Origin of the sequence: Corynebacterium sp. 122RC1, from assembly GCF_024580955.1 — a bacterium.
Classification (GTDB): Bacteria; Actinomycetota; Actinomycetes; order Mycobacteriales; family Mycobacteriaceae; genus Corynebacterium; species Corynebacterium kozikiae.
Map to the genome: position 1 here is coordinate 40,982 of NZ_JANIKD010000010.1, position 20,304 is coordinate 61,285.

Genomic DNA, 20,304 nt, shown 5'->3' on the forward strand with positions numbered 1-20,304 from the left:
GAGCATTAACTCCTGAGCTGTTCAATCCTGCGCGTAAGTGCACTGCCTACCTTAGCGATCTCTGGCTCATCAACAACCGCCAAGTGGTCACCCTTGAGGTGAACAATTTCCAAATCATCCACAATAGCGGACCAGCCGCCGTCTTCTGCAATCTCCGCGTAGGCGGGCTCTAGTTCCACGGCTCCGTCGTGCATGCGTTCCGCACGGAAGAGGATCACCGGCACATCCACCTGGTCCCAGCGGTGCAGGTTAAGGCGGTCCAAGATTCGGTTATCCACAAAGCTGGCGCGCTGGTGCTCCAGCACACCGGCGGAAAGGCCGTGCTCAGAGGCGTCGGTGTTGGCCAGGAACTCGCCCATCATGGCCAGCAGGGCATCCTCCCCGGCTGTCTCCAGGAGCTCATACGGCACTGGGAAGTCCAAGCCGTAGGTCTTCTTGGCAAATGCCTGGTAGCGGCCCCAGCGCGCCTTGGTTTCCTCCATGGTGTCCGGTGCTGGGTGCGCGGGCTGCACGGTGTCCAGCAGGGCAATGGTTGCCACCTCAACGTCGGAATCGCGCAACTGGTAGGCAACTTCATACGCCAGGGCGCCGCCAAAGCTCCAGCCGCCCAACACAATGGGCAGCCCGTCAGAGTACTGCTTAATCTCATCCAGGTACTGCGCGGCACGATCCTCAAGCGAGCCCTCCAGGCGCTCCACGCCGTACACCGGCACTTCTTCCGGCAGGCGGCGCATCAGCGGCTGGTACACCACCGAGGATCCACCTGCTGGGTGGAACATGAACACCGCCGGCGCGGTGGAGCCTTCCTTGCGGGCTCGGAGCACACGAATGTTGCCCTCAACGTCCGTCTCCAGGCCCTCGCGCACCAAGTTAGCCAGCGGCTCCAGGGTTTGCGCCTCAAGCACCTGCTGCTGGCTCACTTCAATACCTGCGCGCTCGGTGAGACGCTGCGCAATCTCCAGCGCCTGCTGCTCGGAAATCGCGGGAAGTTCACTCGTCACACCCGCCGCCGCGGCACCGGTGATCCCGGCCCAGGTAGCAAAGACAAGGCGTTCCGACGCATCCCGGGGCGCCACGCCCACGCCCACACTCGGTGTCGGAGCCGGTGTCGGAGCCGGTGCCGGAGCGTCTCCGCCAGCGCCACCGCCAGCAGCAGCTCCCCCAGCATCCTGCTGGGTTTCAGCCTTGGGGGCGTCGGTAGGTGCCCTCCCTACAACAAGATCCTCGACGAGCTTGACTACATCTGCAACGGAGGCGTCGCGCAGTGCTTGCACCTGTAGGGGTGGGATTTGGAAGTCGTGCTCAATGCGGTTCTTGATGCGCATGCCCATGAGGGAATCCAGGCCGAGGTCGATGAGTGGAAGCTCGCGTGGGAGATCCTCAACGTCATAGCCCATGGCCTCGGAGACGATGCTACGCATGCGCTGCTCCACAGACTCACCACTGGCCGGGTCCCATTTCATGGATTCGCCCACCACATCCACGGGGTCGGCGTGTTGTTCTGCATTTGTGGCAACCACGGCGGCGGGGGCCGCTGCAACACTGGCAAAACCCTCCGCTACCTGTGTTGTTACCTCACCGAGCACCGCGAACACCTGCACCGCAACACCACCGGCAACCCGGCGCGCCACGGTGGTGAGCTCCCCAGTTGGAGGCAGTGTGCCTTTGTCTTCCACGGCGATGAGCTGCGCTTCCGGCTGCACCTCGTGGACCGCGGCCTCCAGCAGAGCCACGGCAGAAGGTACCTGGTCAGCTACGGTGCCAAAGGCAATGGCGCCGTCTGGCAACACAATCTTGGTGCCCGGCAAGCCGCCGCGTGCGCCTGACGACGGACGCGCGGCAGTCCAGTAGCGTTGCTTCTTCCAAGGCATGCCTGGCACGGGGAGCTTGTCACCTGGTCCGTAGAGTTCAGCGAAGTCCACGGGGGCACCGTTTGCGTAGAGCTTGGCTAGGAGGTCCACCAGCGCACCTGGCTCGTCCTCTTTGCGCTTGAGGGTAAACAGCAGTTGGGCGTCTGGCTTGCCCACGGAGAACGCGGTGTTCATCATTCCCATGAGGGCCACCGGGTTGGGGGAAACTTCCACAAAGGTGTTGTGGCCTGCGGCGAAGCCTGCCTCGATGGCATCTTGGAACCACACTGGCTGGCGGGTGCAGCGCAGGAAGTATTCCGGGGTGTGTACCTGCTGGCCTGGGGTGTAGGTGATGCCGCGATCCACGGAGGAGAACAGTGGGATCGTGAGTGGGCGCGGGGTGATGTCTGCAATTTCAAAAGCCAACTCGCCGAGCAGCGGCTCCACCGCACTGGTGTGGCCTGCGCCCTTCACGTTGAGCAGGCGGGCGAACTTCTCTTCCGCTTCCAGCGTTTCCACGAGCTTGATCACGGCCTCGCGCGGACCGCCCACGGTGGTCATGCCTGGGCCCGCATACACCGCGGGTTCAATGCCCGCGAAGTCTGGGTGCTCCTGGATAAAGGTATCCAGGGCTTCCACGGAGAACTCCACCACGGCCATCGCGCCGAGCTGGTCTTCTGGCAGTGACTGCTCTCCTTCACCCATCAGGCGGGAACGGTGAGCGGCGATCTTCATGGCGTCTTCTGCGCTCAAGCCACCGCTGGCATAGGCTGCGGCGATTTCACCCATGGACATGCCGGCAACTGCCGCTGGTTTCACACCCAGGGCTGCGAGCAGATCCGTGAGTGCAATTTGGATCGCGGTGATAGCTACCTGCGCGGTTTCGGTGTTGTAGGTCTGTTCGTCGTCTGCAACCAAGTCCAGGATGGACCAGCCGGATTCAAATTGGACGATCTGATCCAGCTCTTCCAGCCGCGCACGGAATTGCGCCGAGCTGGCCACGAGTTGCTTCACCATCAAACGGTGCTGTGAACCAAAGCCGGAGTACACGAACACCGGGCCTTGGGCCGCCGGGGAGTCTGCCACGGCAATACCCACGCCGGTTTTGCCTTCCGCAACCAGGCCCAGCCCCTTCACGGCCTCCTCATGGGTACGCGCCACGATCGCCGCGCGGGAGCGGCCGTGGTTGCGCCCACCGAGAGTACGGGCCAAAGCGTGGACGTCCGCGTCTTCGTGTGCGCTGAGGTATGCCAAGATGCTGGCGGCTGCTTCCCGACGCCGCGAAGGCAGCAGCCCGGAGATGGGCAGCAATGCGGGCGCGGATTCCAGGGCAGCGGTTCGCTCTTGACCGTCGGCGCCGTTGGCTGGGTTGGCTGGAGAGGTTGGAGAGGTTGGGTAATCTGCGGCAACGAACTCGCTGAGCACCACGTGGGCGTTGGTGCCGCCGAAGCCGAAGCCGGAAACACCAGCCACCATGCGCCCCGAGTACTGCGGCCACTCGCGTGGGTCCTCCACAACCTCTAGGCGCTCGGCGTCAAAGTCCACGTAGCGGTTTGGCCCAACGTAGTTCAGTGATGGCGGCAGGGTACGGTTCTGCATGGACAGCACCACCTTGATGAGGCCCGCTGCACCGGCTGCGGATTCCGTGTGGCCAAAGTTTGTCTTGGCACTACCCAGAAGCGTTGGGCGGGTGATCTCGCGGCCGCGGCCGAGCACCGCACCGATGGCGGAGGCCTCGATTGGGTCACCCAAAATGGTGCCGGTGCCGTGCGCTTCAACGTAGTCCACGGTGGTGGGGTCCACGTTAGCGTCCGCATAGGCGCGCTGCAGCACGTCTACCTGTGCGTCTGGGTTGGGTGCGGTGATGCCGTTGGAGTGGCCGTCAGAGTTCACGGCGGAGCCCTTGATCACTGCCAGGATGTTGTCCCCCGCCGCAATCGCATCATCTACGCGCTTGAGTACCAGCATGCCGGCGCCGTCGGAACGCACAAAGCCGTCTGCGTCATCGGAGAATGCATGGATCTTGCCGGTGGGGCTGAGCACGCCGAGCTCACCGAAGGAGGTGGTCACCGCCGGGGTGGCCATCACGTTCACACCGCCGGCCAGGGCAACATCGGCCTCGCCGTCACGCAGGGCGCGCACCGCTTGGTGAACGGACACCAAGGAGGATGAGCAGGCGGTATCCACCTGGATGCTGGGGCCACGGAAGTCAAAGGCGTAGCTCACTCGGTTGGCCACCACGGCACTGGAGTTGCCGGTCAGCGCATAGGGGTGCGCCTCAGAGGGGTCGGAGAAGATGAGCATTCCATAGTCATTGTTGGTGGAACCCACGAACACGCCCACGGACTTCCCGCGCAGCGTGTTTGCCGGAATGCCGGCGTTTTCCAGCGCCTCCCAGGAAAGCTCAAGCATCAGGCGCTGCTGCGGGTCAATGTTCACGGCCTCCAATGGGGAGAGCCCAAAGAACTCGGCGTCAAAGCTGGCCAGATCCTCCAGGTAGCCACCCAGAAGCTGCTGCTCAGCCATGCGCTTGGACATCACCTCGTCGGCCGCGTATTCCGACCAACGCCCCAGCGGAGGTTCCGTGATGGCGTCGCGCCCCTCAACCAGCAGATTCCACATCTGCTCCACATTCTCCGCACCTGGATACTTTGCGGCGATGCCCACGATGGCAACGTCGTGCGTGCCAGGGGTCGTGGAAACCGACCGCAGCGCTGGGGCATTCCCCGCAGCCAGGCGCGGCGCAGGCTCGCCCTCTACCAGGCGCTTCGCGAGCGCCGCGATGGTGGGATACTCGTAAGCAATGGTGGCGTCAAGCTGCGTATCCAGTAGGTTTTCCAACTCACCGGAGAGCAACACCACGTCGCGTGAAGACAGCCCAAACGCCTGCATCGGTTGATCATCAGTGATCTCCTCCGCCGGCAGCCCCGTAGCCGCAATCACCCAGTTCCGCAGCCATTCTTGAAGCTGCTCCGTGGTCATTGCAACGGCTTTCTGGGCTTTCTGCTGGCCTGAATCCATAAACACACACCTTGCTAGAGATTTATTCATACCCCCAGGCGATTGGGAGCAATGCTCCTATCTTAATCGCCAAAGGTCACGATTTTGTTACAACGTGCCGCATGCCGCAAAGGTGCGGCAGCAGCAAAAAGCCAAAAACCCTGCCCGAAGGCAGGGCCCCTGACCAGAACCTTAACGACGCCGCCAAGGCACCAGGCAAGCGAAGTGACGACGCGCGGCGACGCGGTATCTTGCCTAGGCGCGGCGGCGCAGTGCTTTGCCTACGCGCGACGACGCAGTGCAACTGCACCCGCGCCAGCGACGGTGGTCATCACCGCGATGGAAGCGAGGACAGGTGCAACGGAGTTGTCAGCCACACCGGTTTCTGCTTCAACACCACGAGGTGCAGGGACGCTGCTGCTGGGAACGCCCACTGGGATTGGCACCGGAATGATACACGGAGCAATCTCATCCTTGGCGTAGGTACCACTCAGAGATGCGGACGCGGTGTAGACCTCAGAGGCCCAACCTTCCGCAGCACCGGACATGTCAATTGAGAACTGGTACACGCGAGCCTCACCGGCTGGAATGGTGCCCAGGTTGACGGTCCAGGTGCCGTCGCCATTGTCCACAGCAGCATCTGCAGGGGTTTCCGCCCAGGTGTACTCAGCATAGGCACCACCCCAGACAGTCATCCGGTCGGTGGTAGACACGCCATCAAACACCACCGTTGCACCCTCTGGCAGGTTATCCGGGAGCGTCACGGTTACAACCGCATTTTCAATGGTGTGCTTGGTTGCGGTTGGGATGCGCCAGACCTGCTGCTTCGTGAGAGAATTTGGGTTCGTGTTACCAATAAAGAAGTGGTTCAGCTCAAAGATTCCTGGGGAACCGTTCAGCGCGTGGGTAACCTCAGTGATGTAACCAGCATTGCTGAAGTGGGCGGGGTTTCCCGCAAGGTCAGTGCGAAGGTTCTCTGGAATCTTATTGATGTCTTCAGTCAGCATGGCGGAGCTCTTCCAGCTCACGCCACCAACCACGCACTCTCCAACCATTTGGGTTTCGTTACCGTCAGTGGTGCCAGTGTTGGTTGCCCATGCAGGGCCAGCCAAGGAGACACTGAGAGCCGCGGCGGCCGCAATGGCCGCCATGGAACGGTTCAATTTTCGCATTCGGGGATTCGCTTTCAACAAAGGGGGAAGCAGCATTGTTATCACCGATCAACCTACCCACACCATTAGCAACATAAGTTTTAACACGCCACAGTTGTCACAACTTTCACAAACTTTTCTTTTTTCCACATTAGGGCACTGTGGCCACTTTGTTCACAAACGCAGCAATTGGAAAAGCCCCTCACCGTAAGCAACGGCAAGGGGCTTTACCCGAAGTCCCCGGAGGAACTAATTACTTAGAACGACGGCGCAGGATTACCACACCAGCACCGGCGGCCACCAGCAGTGCTGCCAGAGCTGCAACTGCAGCCATGCTGGAAACGCCAGTGTTTGCCAGCATGCCGCGCTGCACACCCTTGGTCGGCACAGCGGAAGTGGTGGTTGGCTGCGCAGTTACCTCTTGCGCTGGCACATCAGGGGTGGAGGTTCCCGGCGCTGGGACTGGCACTGGGATTGGAATGATCGGAATGCGAGGCTCCTCCACCTCGGTGGTCACAGAAACAGCAGGATTGCAACGCTCAAGCTGCATTCCGTACACAGGGTGCAGGGAGTTCACCAACTTGCCATTGCCACCTTCACGCACCACTACCTCGTAGGTGACGGTTGCGGTCCCATTGGCAGGAATAACGCCGGTGATGTTCATCTGCTCACCACGAGCCTGAACCACCGGGGTGCCCTCAAAGCCATTGGACACAATGCTGTCACCGCGAACGTGCTGTGGTGCATCGTCTAGCACGTCAGCCAGCTCATCCACAAAGTCCGCTTCTGCTGGGCGGCTGTGCGGGTTGGTGAGCGTGACGGTGTATCGCACGGTGTCGCCGTCCTTCGCAGGCCCTGGGTGAGGTTGTTCCGAAGTATCTGCAGGAATCACCTCAGCAGTCTTGCCGTACTGCACACAGTCAATTTGTGTTCCCAACGCGTGGTGGTTCACATAGATACTGTCCAGGTTCTGGTCTTTTTGCGTACTCGCATTCAGGGAGAAAGAGGACATCGCGGGCATGTACGCAATCTTCACGGTGATGGTCTTGCCATCCGCACTGAGTTCAGAGGTCACACCTTCAACCTTGTTGGTGTAGCCATTGTTTTGGAGCTGCCCGTGCGCCGGGGTGTCACCAGCAGTAATGCTTTGGAAGGTCGCACCCTGCACTGCTTCGATCGTGTAGGTAACGTTCTCCAGCGCCTCGCGGGTGGCGATGTAGTGGCGCATAGTTGCAACCTCACCCTCAGTCCAGCCATCGGCGCCAACATCCCCGGCACTAAACCAGCCATCAGAGTTCACTTCACCAAACATGCCGCCGGTAGCGGTATCAAGCTGGCCATTCCAGTACTTATCCCGCTGGCTGATATCTCTATCACCCTGATCCCAACGGGTCTGGCCAATAAGTTCCACCTGACACTGCGCACACTGTGCGGCGGTTGGCAGAGCTGGCGCTGGGTTTGGATCTGGCTGCGCGTGTGCCGGCTGCACAAGCACCGCACTGAGCATGGTTGCGGCTGCCGCCGCGCTCAGGATTGAACGTAGAGTACGCACTATTGAATAAACCTTTCAGGTATTTCTGAGTGAGAAAACTCCAAGAGAGAAATGAATTCAGGTTTACTTTAGATACCGCCGTGGCCGAGCGCACCCCCAAAACGCCACAATTTTCACAGCCATCACAAAAGTATCCCCACGGCTGCACACAACAGCCGTGGGGATTATTCCTCAAACTCAGAGCAAGGACCAGGTTTTAGCCCTGCTCCGCTAGGTAGTTCGCCTTGTTGACGCGGCGGGCAATCTTGCCTGCGGAGGAACGGGCAATCTGATCCGGTGCCACAATGCGAATGTCTGCAGGCACCACGCCGTGGGCCTCAGATACCGCGGTGCGGATTGCCTCAATAGCGGCGGCATCGCCTGAAGGATCAGCATCAAGGTCACGCTCGGCAAAGATGATGAGCTGCTCCACGTCATCGCCCTCCACAGCGAATGCAGCCACCGCGGCTGGGCGCACGTGGTCAGATGCGTGGTCCACGGTGTACTCAATGTCCTGCGGGTAGTGGTTGCGGCCAGCGATAATCACCAGGTCCTTGAGACGGCCGGTGATATACACCTCATCGTCCAAGATCACACCAAGATCGCCGGTAGCCAACCAGTAGTCGTCGTCAGGCGCCCCCTCAGCACGGGATAGGCTGAGCCGCTGACCAAGGCGGTTGCGGAAGGTGGCGGCCGTTTCTTCGTCACGATCCAGGTAACCTGCGGCCATGTTTGCACCGTGGCACCAAATTTCGCCCACGCTGCCGTCGGGGAGCTCAGCCTTAGTCTCTGGGTCCACGATCACCAGTTGCTGGGACTTCACCACAGCTCCCACAGAGGTCACGGACACGGCGTTGAGAGCGCCCTTTTCCACCTCAACAGCCTTGTTGTTGGCCAGCTCGTCGCGGTCCAGGTACTTATAGGTGAGGCGCTGCGCGCGCTGCGGGGTGGTCACCAGCAGGGAAGCCTCAGCCAGGCCGTAGGATGGGCGGATTTCGCCAACATTGAGGTTGTACTGCTCAAACGCCTCAATGAAGGCCTGCACGGCCTTCTCGGTCACCGGCTCGGAGCCAGACACAACGCCTTGGACCTTAGAGAAATCGTAGGTCTTCCCTTCTTCGGGCTGGCCATAGCGGGCGGCGAGCTCAAAGGCGAAGTTCGGCACCACTGTGTACACGTTCTGGTCACTTTCGCGGGCGGACAACTGCTCCAACCAGCGGCTTGGGCGTTGGATGAAGTCACGCGGACTCATGATGTCAATTTCCTGACCAATGACGAGCACGAACGCAGCCAGGATAATGCCCATGTCATGGTGCATTGGCAGCCAGCTCACAATACGCAGCGGGGTCTTCAGCTCCGCGGAGATGAAGATCTGCAGGATGTTGGTGAGGATGGAGCGGTGAGTCAGCACCACACCCGCTGGGGTGCGGGTGGAACCGGAGGTGTACTGCAGGAACGCCACCAGATCCACCGGCGCCTTCTGTGCCTGCGCCATCAGCGCCTGCCCGGCTTCAGTAGCGAGCGGGTTCACGAACGCCTGCGCGGTGGAGTCCGGCAGGGAGTCCACGGCGATCACACGAGGGCGCTGCGCACCAGGGACCTGCGCAAAGAACGCACGTACCGACGCCGCCGAGTTCCCATTGGTGAGCACAAACGCCGGCTTGGAGTCATTGAACACGGCCTCAAGGTGCCCGGAGTGCCCTGGCTCCGTGGGGTCGTACAGCGGTACTGGGATCATTCCGGCGTACATGGAACCCAAGAAGCTGAACAGATACTCAGGGCTGTTGTTTGCCAGGATGGCAACGCGGTCACCAATCTGGCCAACCTGCTGCAAACGAGCCGCCACCGCCTTGATGCGGGTGTTCACCTGGGTGTGGGTATAGGTAACTTCCTTCCCCTCACGCGATTGGGTGTAATCCCAGTGGCGCAGCACCACCTTTTCTCCACCACCAGCGGCTGCGGAGGCCTGATACAGGACCTCACACAAACCAGCGAGGGTGAGCTCCGGCTTGAGTTCAATCTCTCCGCGCTCATTGATGAACTGGCTCATTGCTGCATGCAGATCCATATTTCTCCTTTGGGGATTTGCTTCAAGGGGGAAGCTCTTTCAAAGACTAAATTACTTTTTAGCACGAAACTGTTACAGGTGTGGTGAGGCTGGCACAGAAAGTTGCAGCTAACCGATCAAATCCCGCGCCCACTGGAGCGTCCACTGATCCGCAGTGGTCCCAGGAATGACGTTTGGGTTCGAGGCATACAACGCATGCACACCATTGGCCGCCGCCAACTCCTGCGCCCGTGCGAGCGCATTGCCCACGCCCTCCGGGGCGTCACAAATGGAATCGCTCGCCGCGCAAATATCATTCACCTTTTCATTGAGCACCCCAAACCCGCCAGGGCGCCCACCGCGCATGGTTGCCCCCGGAACGATCGGCTGCACCAGCAGGTTCAGCGGCTGTAGCGCCACCTCAGCGCCCACACCAGAGACGGGGTTGCCCACTACCTGCCCTACGCCGGGCTGCCTGCGGCCGTCGGCAATCACCGTCACCCCGCGCACGCGCTCCGCAGGGATCACGCCGGTGCCGTTGCCGATTGCAGAAACGACGTCACCAACAATCACCGCACCCTGACTGAACCCAGCCAAGATGAAGTCCGTGAGCGGGCACTCTGCGTGCGTGGCCCGCAGCTCCTCCTCGAGGCGGGCGGTGCCTTCATTGCGGGAGTCGTCATAGCTCATCTCCTGCTGGGCGTTAATGTTGCGGAACTGCGCTGTGTAAGGCAGCGTCCACACCTTCACCCGCGCCGGATCCACCTCAGCCTGCAGCGGAGCAGTGATGGCCAACATGAAGGAGTTTGGGTTTGCACTAGGCGCAAAAGGATCGTCCGTGGCCGAAGACTCCCACGTGCCCGGCGCGGAGATGAACTCCACGTCCGCGCAATGCTCAGGTTGGCTGAGCGTTTCCGTGGGCTCCTCCACCGGAACCCCTGGCGGGGTGCCTTCTTGGTTCTGGGTCCACTGCACCACACCTACCAGGATGACCACGATCACCAAGACCGCGGCCAGTACCGTCACGAGTTTTTTCATACCCTCTAGCAATACGTCCTGCGGGCTTCATCCGCAATAAGCGCGCTCACTTCTTCAAAGCTGCCGCTAGCCCGGTTTTGTTCAATGAGCTGGCCAGAAACCGCCTCAATTGCGGCTTGGCCAAAGTTGGATTCACTGTCTACACACAGCCCTTTGCCCACGCCAATAAGTTCCGTTTCAATCCCCTGGGTTTCAATGCCACCCTTGCCGAGGGCTTGGAGGTAGCGCTGGTCCTCAAAACTGAGCTGCACGCTCTGCGTGGGAGGGGCACTAGCCTCACCGGCGGAATCCACGGCCCGATCAGAGGTTTGCGGGCTCGCGCTTGTTTGGGGTTCGCGCGTGGCACGGCTGCTTGCGGTTGGTGATGCGGACTGGGTTGGGGTGGAGGTGGGGGCGTCGGAAGTGGCACTTGAGGGCGCTGCGGCGCGGGTGAGCGGGGCGATCGACGTCAGCACGCTTTCCTCAACCGCTGTGCTTGAACAGGCGCTCAGCATTACTGCCGCGCACACTGCTGCGGCCGCGGTCCCCCACCGGCGTTGCATTAGTTCCTCACCTCGCGCACCTGGCCGCCAATCTGCGTGATGGAGCCGCCGCGGAACTGCACCACTTCACCGCCGGCCACCTGCGCCTGATCCTCAGTTGGGTAGCCGAATGGGCCGTTCTCCCAGCCGGACTCGCCCCACTTGTCAAAGATCGGGCCGTAGTAGATCACGTGCGCGCCGGTTTGTGGGCTCCAATAGATGTTGCCGTGCTCAAAGCGTTGGAACGCGCCGCCGCGCAGTGGCATCTCATCGGAGGTTGGGTAGCCCAGCTTGGAGTTGGCAACGGACAGCTCGCCGTACTTCTTGGCAATCTCACCGTGGACGATGAAGGTTTCACCACCCGGGGCTTGCGCGATGTAGCCGGTGCGGAACTGCTGAATCAGGCCCTCGCCGATGGCCACGGCCTCAGCTTGTGGGTAGCCCAACGGGCCGTTCTCCCACTGCTGGGTGCCCCACTTGTCCAGCAGGGCGGTTGGCACTGCCACCGCACCGGTCTCAGGGGTCCAGTAGATGTTACCGTGCTGGAAGCGCGCGTACGCGCCGCCCTTGATGCTGCGCTCGCCGTGCAGCGGGAAGCCCAACCACGAGTCGGGGCCGCCGAAGCTCGCGTACAGCGCACCGATGCGACCATGCAGGCCCACCGCGCCGGTGTCCTGGTGGAAGTACGCACGGCCGTTGGCAAAGTCCGCAACCTTGCCACCTGCAACGTCGTATTCATCAGACACACAAGCACCCAGGTTCGCCGCCGCTGCGGCATCAGAGATTGCAGTGCCGACGGCGCACGACGCACCCCAGTCTTCCGCACCCAAGCCCAGCGCCTTCTGGATCAGCGGGCTGGCGTTGTTCAGCTCGAACTGCCAGTAGGCCCAGTTGTGCACACCGGAAGGACGGAATTGGGTGAACACCTCCACCCCGGCCTGCTTGGCGTACTGGACAAAGGTCTCAGAGGTGCGTCGGGAAATAATCTCCAGACCCACGCCGGCGTAGTTCGCTGGCTCGGTAGCAACAGACGTTGGCTGACCATAATCATCAGCGCCGGAGCCTGCGGAGACGTACACCGTCATGTCCTTCAGCGCGGCGATGCCGAGCTTCGGGTCATTGTCGATCCACTGTTGGGACCCGTCCGGGCCCCACATGCGCTCCGTGGTGTAGTTACCGGCGTCCCACTGGGCTGCGCGAATCGCGGCAGGCATGCCAACGGAAGTAGTGTCCAGGTAGCCAGAGAAGGAGCCCACAAAGTTGAACTCCGCAGGATTGCGCTCCGCCAAGTTCATTGCAGCGGTACCACCCATGGACAGGCCCACCACCGCACGCTCACCATTATCGCGGAAGCCATTTGCCAGAACCGGGACGAGCTCCTGCATCAGGAACGTCTCCCACTTGTAGTGCTTACCGTTGTCCGGCTCCAGCCAGTCAGCATAGAAGGAGCTTTCGCCACCTACCGGAAGCACCACCAACACGTTCTTATCCGCGAACTGCTGCTCAATGTTGGTGTTGATAGTCCAACCGTTCTCATCCTCACGCGCACGCAAACCATCCAACGCCCACAATGATGGGAAGGTGCGGCTTGGCTGTGAATACCAATCACGAGGCAACAGCAACTGCACCTGCACCGGCGCGTCCGGCATGGCGGCCGAATTGATGAACACCGCCACGCGGCGGTTCGTCAGCCACTCCACGCGATCAATGCTCACGCCCTCCGGCAAACCCTGGATCTCCATACGCTCAGTACGAACCGGCGAGCGCTGCGTGGACGGGTTATCCAAGTAGTCCGAGACGCCCGTGTCCGGCGCACTAAAACTTCCGAAGGAGCTCTGCGCATCAGAGATCGCGGGGACCGCCAAAGTCACACCCAACGCCACTGCGGTTGGCAGGATCCACTTCTTGGAGCGGTTGGGGGTGTTCGCGGTGGTGTTCGCGTTGGCGTTGAGGGCGCGGTTCTTTTGGGAGGGGATTCTAGAGAAACGCATCGTGATTGGTATTCCTTCGCACTGGTTGCTTGGGGCTTGCTTGGGGCTTGGGCAAACTGCGCTCAAGTTTAAGTTGAACTTTAGACTTTGGGAAGAGACACGCCCGTCACATTGGTTTCAATTACCCCAATTTTCACACCCGTTGCTCTGTTTTGGGATTCATTTCCTAGAGGATCGTGGGCAAGCTGGCCAGCAGCTCCGCTGCGTAGGTCGAAACCACGCGTAGGTCGATAGCCCAAAGTCGATAGCCCGCCGCGTTGGTCGATAGGAGCCGCGATTCCGGGGAAAATTGGATGGTATCGACCTTAAGCTATCGACCTACGCCAGAACCACCCGAACAATGATCGCTTCGGCACCAGCACTGCTCAAACCGCACCCCACCCCACACATGCAAAAACCGCACCCCGCTAGGTATAAGGGGATGCGGTAAAGGCCGGGTTCAAAACTCAAGCTGAACCAGCCAAGTCAGCCAAGCCAACAAAACCTGCTGAAGCAGTGGGTCAATTACCAAGCGTTCATCACGTTGAGTACGCGCTGGTGGGTCTGGCCAAGCTGGTAGTTCCACTGAACCCAGTTATGTAGGCCGCTGCCTGGGTAATTGGTGGTCACGTTGAGGCCAGCGCCGGTGGCGGCGTTTGCCCAAGTGCGGGTGGAGGCGTTGGAGATCCACTCCAGGATGGAGCCGGAAATGACGTCCTGGATGGCGTAGCCGGCGTCGCCTGGGCCCCACAGGCCGGAAGCTGCGGAAACGTAGATGTCCTGGCCTGGGTTCAGGCGGGAGATGTTGGACATTGGGTCGATCTGGTTACGCGAAGGAGTTACCGCGGTGCCGTAGAGAGAGTTGATAGACAGGCCGCCGATATCCAGCAGTGCCAAGCCGAGCATTGCGTTCATTGCGTAGCCGGAGAGGTTGAGGTAGCCCGAGTAGCTCATCGCCTGGCGGAACTGGCCTGGGTGGTTGGCAGCGAGGTTGATCGCGGCGGTGCCACCCATGGAGAGGCCAATCACGGAGTTGTTGTTGCGCGCAACGCCAAAGTTACCCTCGAGGTATGCGGGCAGCTCCTGGGAGAGGAAGGTGTCCCACATGTAGAGGTCGCCCTGAGCGTTGATTGGTTCAGCCCAGTTGGCGTAGAAGGAACCTGCGCCGCCCACTGGCATCACCAGGGTGATGTTGTTGTTCACATAGAGCTCGTGGGCGCGGGCGTCCACGGTCCAGGCGTTTGCAATGTTGGTGGCGCGGGCACCGTCGAGGAGGTACAGGCCCGCGTTGCCGCCGTTGAGTGCTGGCTGGATCTGCACGGGGATGTTCCGGCCCATGGCGTCGGACCACACGTCACAACGCTGAACCCAGTATGCAGCGGCATCCCAATCGCAGGTACCGGTTGCGTCTGGGCGCAGCCAGTCACGATTCGCGGCCGCAGCCTCACCAGTTCCGGCAACTACCAGGGCACCGGCGGTCACCACTGCTGCAGCGGTGGCAGTCACCTTCTTCCCCAGGTTCTTGAGGCTAGCTACGAAACTCATTTTTCTCCTCTATTTTCGCGAGCGTTTCCTAAAGGACTTTCGCGTGATGAATCGAAAGTGTTACAGACTGGTAACAAACCCTATCAAACGTTGCCCCACAATGCAGCACGTAGATCTTCCGAAAACGCTTCTCACCACCCCCGTAGTCTAGCGAGGTGTATCCAGATGAACGTCAATAGGCCAAGCAATGGGATACACTGCGGGGTCCACGTGCGGATCGTCAAAGTAGGTGGTGGGGTCGGGATCCAGCTCCAGCGTGCGGCCGAGGGTCAGGGAGAACTTAATGTTGGAGAGCACTCGTTGGGGATCCAGCGGAGCGCGGTAGGTTTCAAACATCTCCACCACATCCTCGGTGTAGAGCGCATTGCGGGCCAGCACCGCTTGCTCCTGGTCAATCCAGTGAAGCGGCACGCCGAGGTTCATTGCGGAGTCCGCAATTTGCCACTCAGTGGGCAAAAGCTTGTCATGCCCAATGCGCCCGCCTTCGATGCGAGGTTGGCGCGCGGCGAGCGGGTTGGCCAAGCCCATCGGGTCCAGCACGCGCACGTCCAACGGCGCATTCATACCGGTCACACCCAGATTCAGCATGCTCACCGTCAGAGGGGTGTTCGCTAGATCCGGGCCAGTGAACCCGCGCTCCACAGGCAGCCAGGTGTAGAGCACGCCGTCCAAGTCCGCGCGCTGCCCTTCCACAGGGGTAAACGTTGGCTCGGCCCGCACGGAAAGCAGCATCGCTGCGTTCTCCTCCAGGCCCACAGCGATCTGCTCGCGGTAGTCCGCCACCAGCGGCACCGCCAGGAAATCCTGCGCGAACATGGGGGCGTCGCCAGACTCGCGCCCGGTGTTCCACGTCCAGAACTCGCGCTCATCCACAACGCTCAGCTCACCGAGGTCACTCGGGGGTTCCCACTTGTGGCCATGCACACCGAGCGTCACCAGCGCGGCCCAACCGGCAACAGCGCACCAGGCAAAAGCAGGAGCGTACCGACGCCACCGCGTCAGCCCCTCAGCGTCTGCGAGGGCCACGGGAAGCACCGCCACCGGCAGCAGCAGGGTAAACAACGGCAACAGCAGCATGCGGCCGTGCATGAAATCCCCGCCCACGCGGATCACATAGAGAAGGTGCAATAGTGCCGCGAGCTCCACCAGCAGCACCGCCACTGCTGGGCGCCGCAGCCCCGCGAGGACTCCTTGGGTGGGGTCGGCGCTGGCTGCGTCGTCAATGCTTCTGCTCACGAGCACCCCCGCAACGAGAGCCAGGAGCAGAGGCAGCCACAGCCAGTACGGAGAGGCGAGGTCCAAGAGATATTCCCAACCGCTGCCCCACTGGGCGCCGGAGGCCGATTTTGCCACCGCCGTGTGCGGGACGAGCAGCCCGTAGTAGCCCATACGGAAAAGCTGGTAAGCGGCAGGAAGAGGCAGTGCCACCGCCAAAATTGCGGCGCGGGCGCGCCAACTGCCGGCTGCGAGCAGCAGCAAGAGGCCCACTAGGCCGCCGTAAAGCGCCAATTCCGGACGGATCAGCCAGCTCATGCCCGCCCAGAACGCCAGTGGAAGCGCGCCACCAGTGCGCCGCACCCAGCGGACCAAAAGGAGCCAGAGCACTGCGATCCAGAAAATGGACAGGCCCCACTCAAGGCCGGAGGTGGCAAAGTCGCGCGCCGGCGGCAGGGCGATATAGATGAGCCCGCCGAGCGGAAGCAGCAGCACTCCGGTGCGGTGGCGCCACAGGCCGGTGGTGGCCCAGGTGGCAACACCCAACGCGGCAGTGCTAAACAGCAGAGCGAGCCATAGCGCAATGGATTCTAGGCGCACCTCCGGCAAAACCCATCCCACCAGGGCAATCAAGTACTGCCACAGGGTGGAAGTGTTGGCCTCCACTCGTTCACCGGCGTTGAACACGGGGCCGTTGCCGGCGAGGATGTTGCGGACGGTGCGCAGGACGATGAGGCCGTCGTCGCTCATCCAGCGGCGCTCCCACGCCCCCAGGAACGCCAAAAGGGCGACCGTCACCGCTGAAAGCAGTGCAGACTTTTGTGCAACAGAAGTCACGGTTCGCCCTCGCCTATGCCCTTTGACCATGGGAAGTGATCTTAGCATCCACAGGGTAGAAGATCAGCTACCTTCGTGTTTACATGGCAGGAACCACATACGCCGCGATGGAAATGCACAGCACCCAAGCGAGTGCCAGCAATTGCAGCGTGCGGTCGCGCAGCGCAATCTCATCCGGTGCCCCGCCTGCGCCGCGGTCAATGTCTGCTGCGTAACGCAGGATAGCCACGGTGAACGGCACCATGGAAACCTGGTACCACACGCTGGCCGCGCCGGTTGCGCTGGCCGCCATTTCAAAGCCCCACAGGGAGTAGGCCATCACCACTGCAGTGGCGGAAAGGGTCCACACAAAGCGCAGGTAGGTGGGGGTGTAGCCCTCAAGGGCCTTGCGGATCTTCGCGCCAGACTTCTCCGCAAGCAAGATCTCGGCGTAGCGCTTACCAGCCGCCATGAACAGAGAGCCGAAGGCAGCCACCAGGAGGAACCACTGGGAGAGGTCAATGCCAGCAGCAACGCCACCGCCCATTGCGCGGAGCATAAAGCCGGAGGAAACCAAGGCGATGTCGATCACCGGCTGATGCTTCCAGCCGAAGCAGTAGCCCAACTGCAGGGCAATGTAGACCGCCATCACGATGGCCAGCCCGTGACCCGAAGAGGCAAAGTAGCTGATTGCCAAGCAGGCTACGATCAGCACCACCGCCATGCCGTAGGCCAAGTTCACCGGCAACACCCCTGCCGCGATTGGGCGGAAGCGTTTGGTGGGGTGGGCCCGGTCTGCGTCTACGTCACGGGCATCATTGATGAGGTAAATGGAGGAGGCCGCCATGCAGAACACAATGAACGCAATTGCAACGTCTACCAGCGTGCGCCCGTTGAACAGAGCTTCTGGGCCGGCCGCCAGAGGTGCGGCCAGCACCAGCACGTTCTTCACCCATTGCTTGGGGCGCAGCGCCTTGATCATGCCGTCTGCCAAATTCTTGGGTGGCTGGCGCTTCTTCAGGTTGTCAATACCCTCGGTGTGTGGCTCGGAGCCAATCACAGGATGATGTTCGGTCACTTTGTTCCTCCAATGGCCGCTGCGGTTGCCGCACCCACGAGGGCTCCGGCTGCGACGTCGGTTGGATAATGCACCCCGAGCACAATACGCGAAAGCATCATCACTGGCACACCCAACAGCGGCAGTGGGTTGCGCGTAATCTTGGCCAAACACACCAGCGCGGCGGTGGTGGAGGTAGCGTGCGAGCTTGGGAAGCTCAACTTGCTTGGCGTGGACACACCGATGGCAATACGGGGATCATGCGGGCGCTTGCGGCGCACAATCCGCTTGATCACCACGCTTGCAGCATGGCTTACAAAGGCGGCGGCGATAAGCCGCACCCAGGCCTCACGGCGCTTAGCGTCCACCAATGCACCCACCGCGCCGAGCGCCATCCAACCGAGGGCGTGCTCGCCGAAATGGCTGAGCCCCCGGGCCACCTTAAATACAGACTCATTGGCACCGATGAGTTGCTGCACCCGCACAATGAGATCTGCTTCTGCCTGAGGCTCCTGAATGGCCCTGCGGAGCGGAGCACCCACCTGCGCCTGTAGCTTTTTAACGTTCAAAGATCTTGCTCCAACCTTCACGGCTTGTCAGTTCACTGTGCGCCGCACGGTATTCACCACGCAAGCGATCAAACTGTTCAGCTACCTCTTTTTGCAGCCTGCGGGACTCTTTGAGCAGCGCCTTGGCCTGCTCACGGTCACGCTTGCGGTAGGTCACACCGCGGCCATCCGCCGTGGTCACGGTGGCGCCATCAAGGCGGGACAAGCTGAACCAACGCGCCTCCACTGGGGCGAGGTTCGCCTGTGGTACCTCGTGGTGCGCCAGGTCTTCCTTGGAAAGAGAGTGCTTGATGGACTTTGCCAGCCACACGGCCTTCTTCACCGGCGCAAGGCGCCCGCCGATATCCCGGATGGGTACACCCGGAATGCCGGTTGGCTTTGGCAGCTCAGAGGCAGAGGGAAGCACCACGGCGTCCGGGTATTCCTTGCGCATGGCGTTGATTCGCGGCAGGGAAGTTTCCAGGATGTCAAAGAGTTGGTCTGGGCCCGCGAGGAAGTCTTTCATGGCCTCGTTTTGGATGGCCACGGTGGAGTATTCCAAGCTGAGCAGGTGTTTGAAGGTGGCCTTCTGCATGGAGCGGATGATGCCGCCAACTGGACCATCGTGCTGCAAAGCGGCAACGATCAATCGGTTGCGCAAGTGGAAATAGGCCTGCCAGTCAATGGCATCGTCCTTGTCACTCCACGCCATGTGCCAGATCGCGATGCCTGGCCAGGTGGCGGTGGGGAAACCGTGTTGGCCGGCACGCAGCCCATATTCGGCATCATCCCACTTGATGAACAGCGGCAGTGGCTGCCCAATCTGTTCTGCCACCACGCGCGGGATCATGCACATCCACCAGCCGTTGTAATCAACGTCGATACGGCGGTGCAGGTCCACGGAGTTGGGGGTGCCGGGGAGGTCTCCTGGCTTACCTCGGTCAGACAGTGGGTGGCGGTAGAAGTCATGGTCGTAATGCACGTGCGGTGCGGAGGTCCACATGAAGTCATGGCGGCCCACAACCTCACCCATGGAGTGCAGGTGGGAGCGTTCCTGCAAGTTCAGCATCTGTCCACCGATGAGCATCGGGCTCTTCGCGTAGCGGGCAGCGGCGAGCGCGCGCAGGATGGAGTCCGGCTCGATCGCGATGTCATCATCCATGTAGAGGATGTATGGGGATTTCGCAGCACCGGCCTCGCCGTCACCGAGGGCCTCGTACATAATGCGGGAGTAGCCGCCGGAGCCACCCAGGTTGCCCTGGCGGAACTCAAAGAAGCGCCCCTCAAAGGCCTTGGTTGCCTCCTCATATCCGGGTAGGTCGGAGGGGTGTTGATTGCCTTGGTCGGGCATAATCACGGCATCGATGACTTCTTTGACCTCTGGATCCGAACCCAGCGCAGTGAGTGCGGCGACGGCGTCGGCAGGGCGGTTGAACGTGGGGATGCCCACGGTCACGCGCGGCTCGAAGGGGCCTACCTCGGTGCCGTCAGGCATGACCTGTGGTTTTGCAGCATGTGGGGCAAACCAGCCGGTGTTGTGAATCAGGATGTCGGTCTCCGCGGTGACCTCAAACCACAGCCAGCCGCCGTCTTCAAAGGTGGAAAGTGGCAGCTCAAAGATGGCTTGCTCGTTGTCCAGCACACGGCCGGTGACGGCCAAGCGGGCGCCGTCGATCTTGGAGCGGTACACATCAACTCTTGCCCGACCCTCTACCGTGACCTGCAGGTTCACTTGGTCAAGCTGGGACCAGCGGCGCCAGTAGCTGGCGGGGAAGGCGTTGAAGTAGGTTTGGAAGCTGAGCTCGTCACCCGCGTGGAGCCGCACGCTGGTTCGGTCCTCCCACGCGGGCCGGCGGTGGTTTTTTTCATTTTCCAGAAGGTACAGCGATTGCACGTCATGTGGCTCACCCGCCACTGGCATGAGGAATCGCTGGAGCTGAAGCTCGTTCATCGAAGAATGCCTTTCTATAGGAAGAAGTCCCCTACCACAGTAGTAGGGTGCCCCGACACACACC

The 20,304-nt window shown here is 61.2% G+C and carries 12 protein-coding genes; all 12 read right to left on the minus strand.

The annotated features are described in order from the left end of the window. Positions 1–5 precede the first annotated feature (5 nt). The gene (gene pks13 / locus NQ050_RS06355; RefSeq protein ID WP_257038460.1) at positions 6–4,871 is read right to left on the minus strand and encodes a polyketide synthase Pks13; all 4,866 of its coding nucleotides are present in this window, start codon (positions 4,869–4,871) and stop codon (positions 6–8) included. Positions 4,872–5,131: 260 nt separating this feature from the next. Beyond that, positions 5,132–6,022: a hypothetical protein gene (locus NQ050_RS06360; protein WP_257038461.1), complete on the minus strand. Its 891-nt coding sequence runs from the start codon at positions 6,020–6,022 to the stop codon at positions 5,132–5,134. A 232-nt stretch (positions 6,023–6,254) separates the two neighbouring features. After that, positions 6,255–7,553, minus strand: coding sequence for an LPXTG cell wall anchor domain-containing protein (locus NQ050_RS06365; RefSeq protein ID WP_257038462.1), 1,299 nt, complete (start codon positions 7,551–7,553; stop codon positions 6,255–6,257). A 196-nt stretch (positions 7,554–7,749) separates the two neighbouring features. Further along, positions 7,750–9,600, minus strand: a complete 1,851-nt coding sequence (locus NQ050_RS06370) for a FadD32-like long-chain-fatty-acid--AMP ligase (protein WP_257038463.1) — start codon at positions 9,598–9,600, stop codon at positions 7,750–7,752. A 108-nt stretch (positions 9,601–9,708) separates the two neighbouring features. Further along, on the minus strand, positions 9,709–10,617 hold the full coding sequence (locus NQ050_RS06375) for a cutinase family protein (protein ID WP_257038464.1): 909 nt from the start codon (positions 10,615–10,617) through the stop codon (positions 9,709–9,711). Positions 10,618–10,622: 5 nt separating this feature from the next. Then, the gene (locus NQ050_RS06380) at positions 10,623–11,159 is read right to left on the minus strand and encodes a DUF732 domain-containing protein (protein WP_257038465.1); all 537 of its coding nucleotides are present in this window, start codon (positions 11,157–11,159) and stop codon (positions 10,623–10,625) included. Beyond that, positions 11,159–13,129, minus strand: coding sequence for an alpha/beta hydrolase-fold protein (locus NQ050_RS06385; RefSeq protein ID WP_257038466.1), 1,971 nt, complete (start codon positions 13,127–13,129; stop codon positions 11,159–11,161). Before NQ050_RS06385 ends, NQ050_RS06380 begins: the two co-directional genes overlap by 1 nt. 504 nt (positions 13,130–13,633) lie before the next feature. Next, positions 13,634–14,653, minus strand: a complete 1,020-nt coding sequence (locus tag NQ050_RS06390; protein WP_257038467.1) for an alpha/beta hydrolase family protein — start codon at positions 14,651–14,653, stop codon at positions 13,634–13,636. Between the two features lie 147 nt (positions 14,654–14,800). Further along, positions 14,801–16,735: a flagellar motor control protein ZomB gene (zomB, locus tag NQ050_RS06395; RefSeq protein ID WP_373456415.1), complete on the minus strand. Its 1,935-nt coding sequence runs from the start codon at positions 16,733–16,735 to the stop codon at positions 14,801–14,803. Positions 16,736–16,784: 49 nt separating this feature from the next. Then, positions 16,785–17,762, minus strand: coding sequence for a decaprenyl-phosphate phosphoribosyltransferase (locus tag NQ050_RS06400; RefSeq protein WP_257038469.1), 978 nt, complete (start codon positions 17,760–17,762; stop codon positions 16,785–16,787). After that, positions 17,759–18,229, minus strand: a complete 471-nt coding sequence (locus tag NQ050_RS06405) for a phosphatase PAP2 family protein (RefSeq protein ID WP_257038494.1) — start codon at positions 18,227–18,229, stop codon at positions 17,759–17,761. The genes NQ050_RS06400 and NQ050_RS06405 overlap by 4 nt, the downstream gene beginning before the upstream one ends. Positions 18,230–18,299: 70 nt before the next feature. Continuing rightward, on the minus strand, positions 18,300–20,240 hold the full coding sequence (locus NQ050_RS06410; RefSeq protein WP_257038470.1) for a glycosyltransferase: 1,941 nt from the start codon (positions 20,238–20,240) through the stop codon (positions 18,300–18,302). Between the last annotated feature and the right edge of the window lie 64 nt (positions 20,241–20,304).

Bases quoted from the DNA above. Each gene is read 5' to 3' on its own strand.
- NQ050_RS06370 (WP_257038463.1), bottom strand. From the start codon at position 9,600: ATGGATCTGCATGCAGCAATGAGCCAGTTCATCAATGAGCGCGGAGAG.
- pks13 (WP_257038460.1), bottom strand. From the start codon at position 4,871: ATGGATTCAGGCCAGCAGAAAGCCCAGAAAGCCGTTGCAATGACCACG.
- NQ050_RS06380 (WP_257038465.1), bottom strand. From the start codon at position 11,159: ATGCAACGCCGGTGGGGGACCGCGGCCGCAGCAGTGTGCGCGGCAGTA.
- NQ050_RS06385 (WP_257038466.1), bottom strand. From the start codon at position 13,129: ATGCGTTTCTCTAGAATCCCCTCCCAAAAGAACCGCGCCCTCAACGCC.
- zomB (WP_373456415.1), bottom strand. From the start codon at position 16,735: ATGGTCAAAGGGCATAGGCGAGGGCGAACCGTGACTTCTGTTGCACAA.
- NQ050_RS06360 (WP_257038461.1), bottom strand. From the start codon at position 6,022: ATGCGAAAATTGAACCGTTCCATGGCGGCCATTGCGGCCGCCGCGGCT.
- NQ050_RS06410 (WP_257038470.1), bottom strand. From the start codon at position 20,240: ATGAACGAGCTTCAGCTCCAGCGATTCCTCATGCCAGTGGCGGGTGAG.
- NQ050_RS06390 (WP_257038467.1), bottom strand. From the start codon at position 14,653: ATGAGTTTCGTAGCTAGCCTCAAGAACCTGGGGAAGAAGGTGACTGCC.
- NQ050_RS06375 (WP_257038464.1), bottom strand. From the start codon at position 10,617: ATGAAAAAACTCGTGACGGTACTGGCCGCGGTCTTGGTGATCGTGGTC.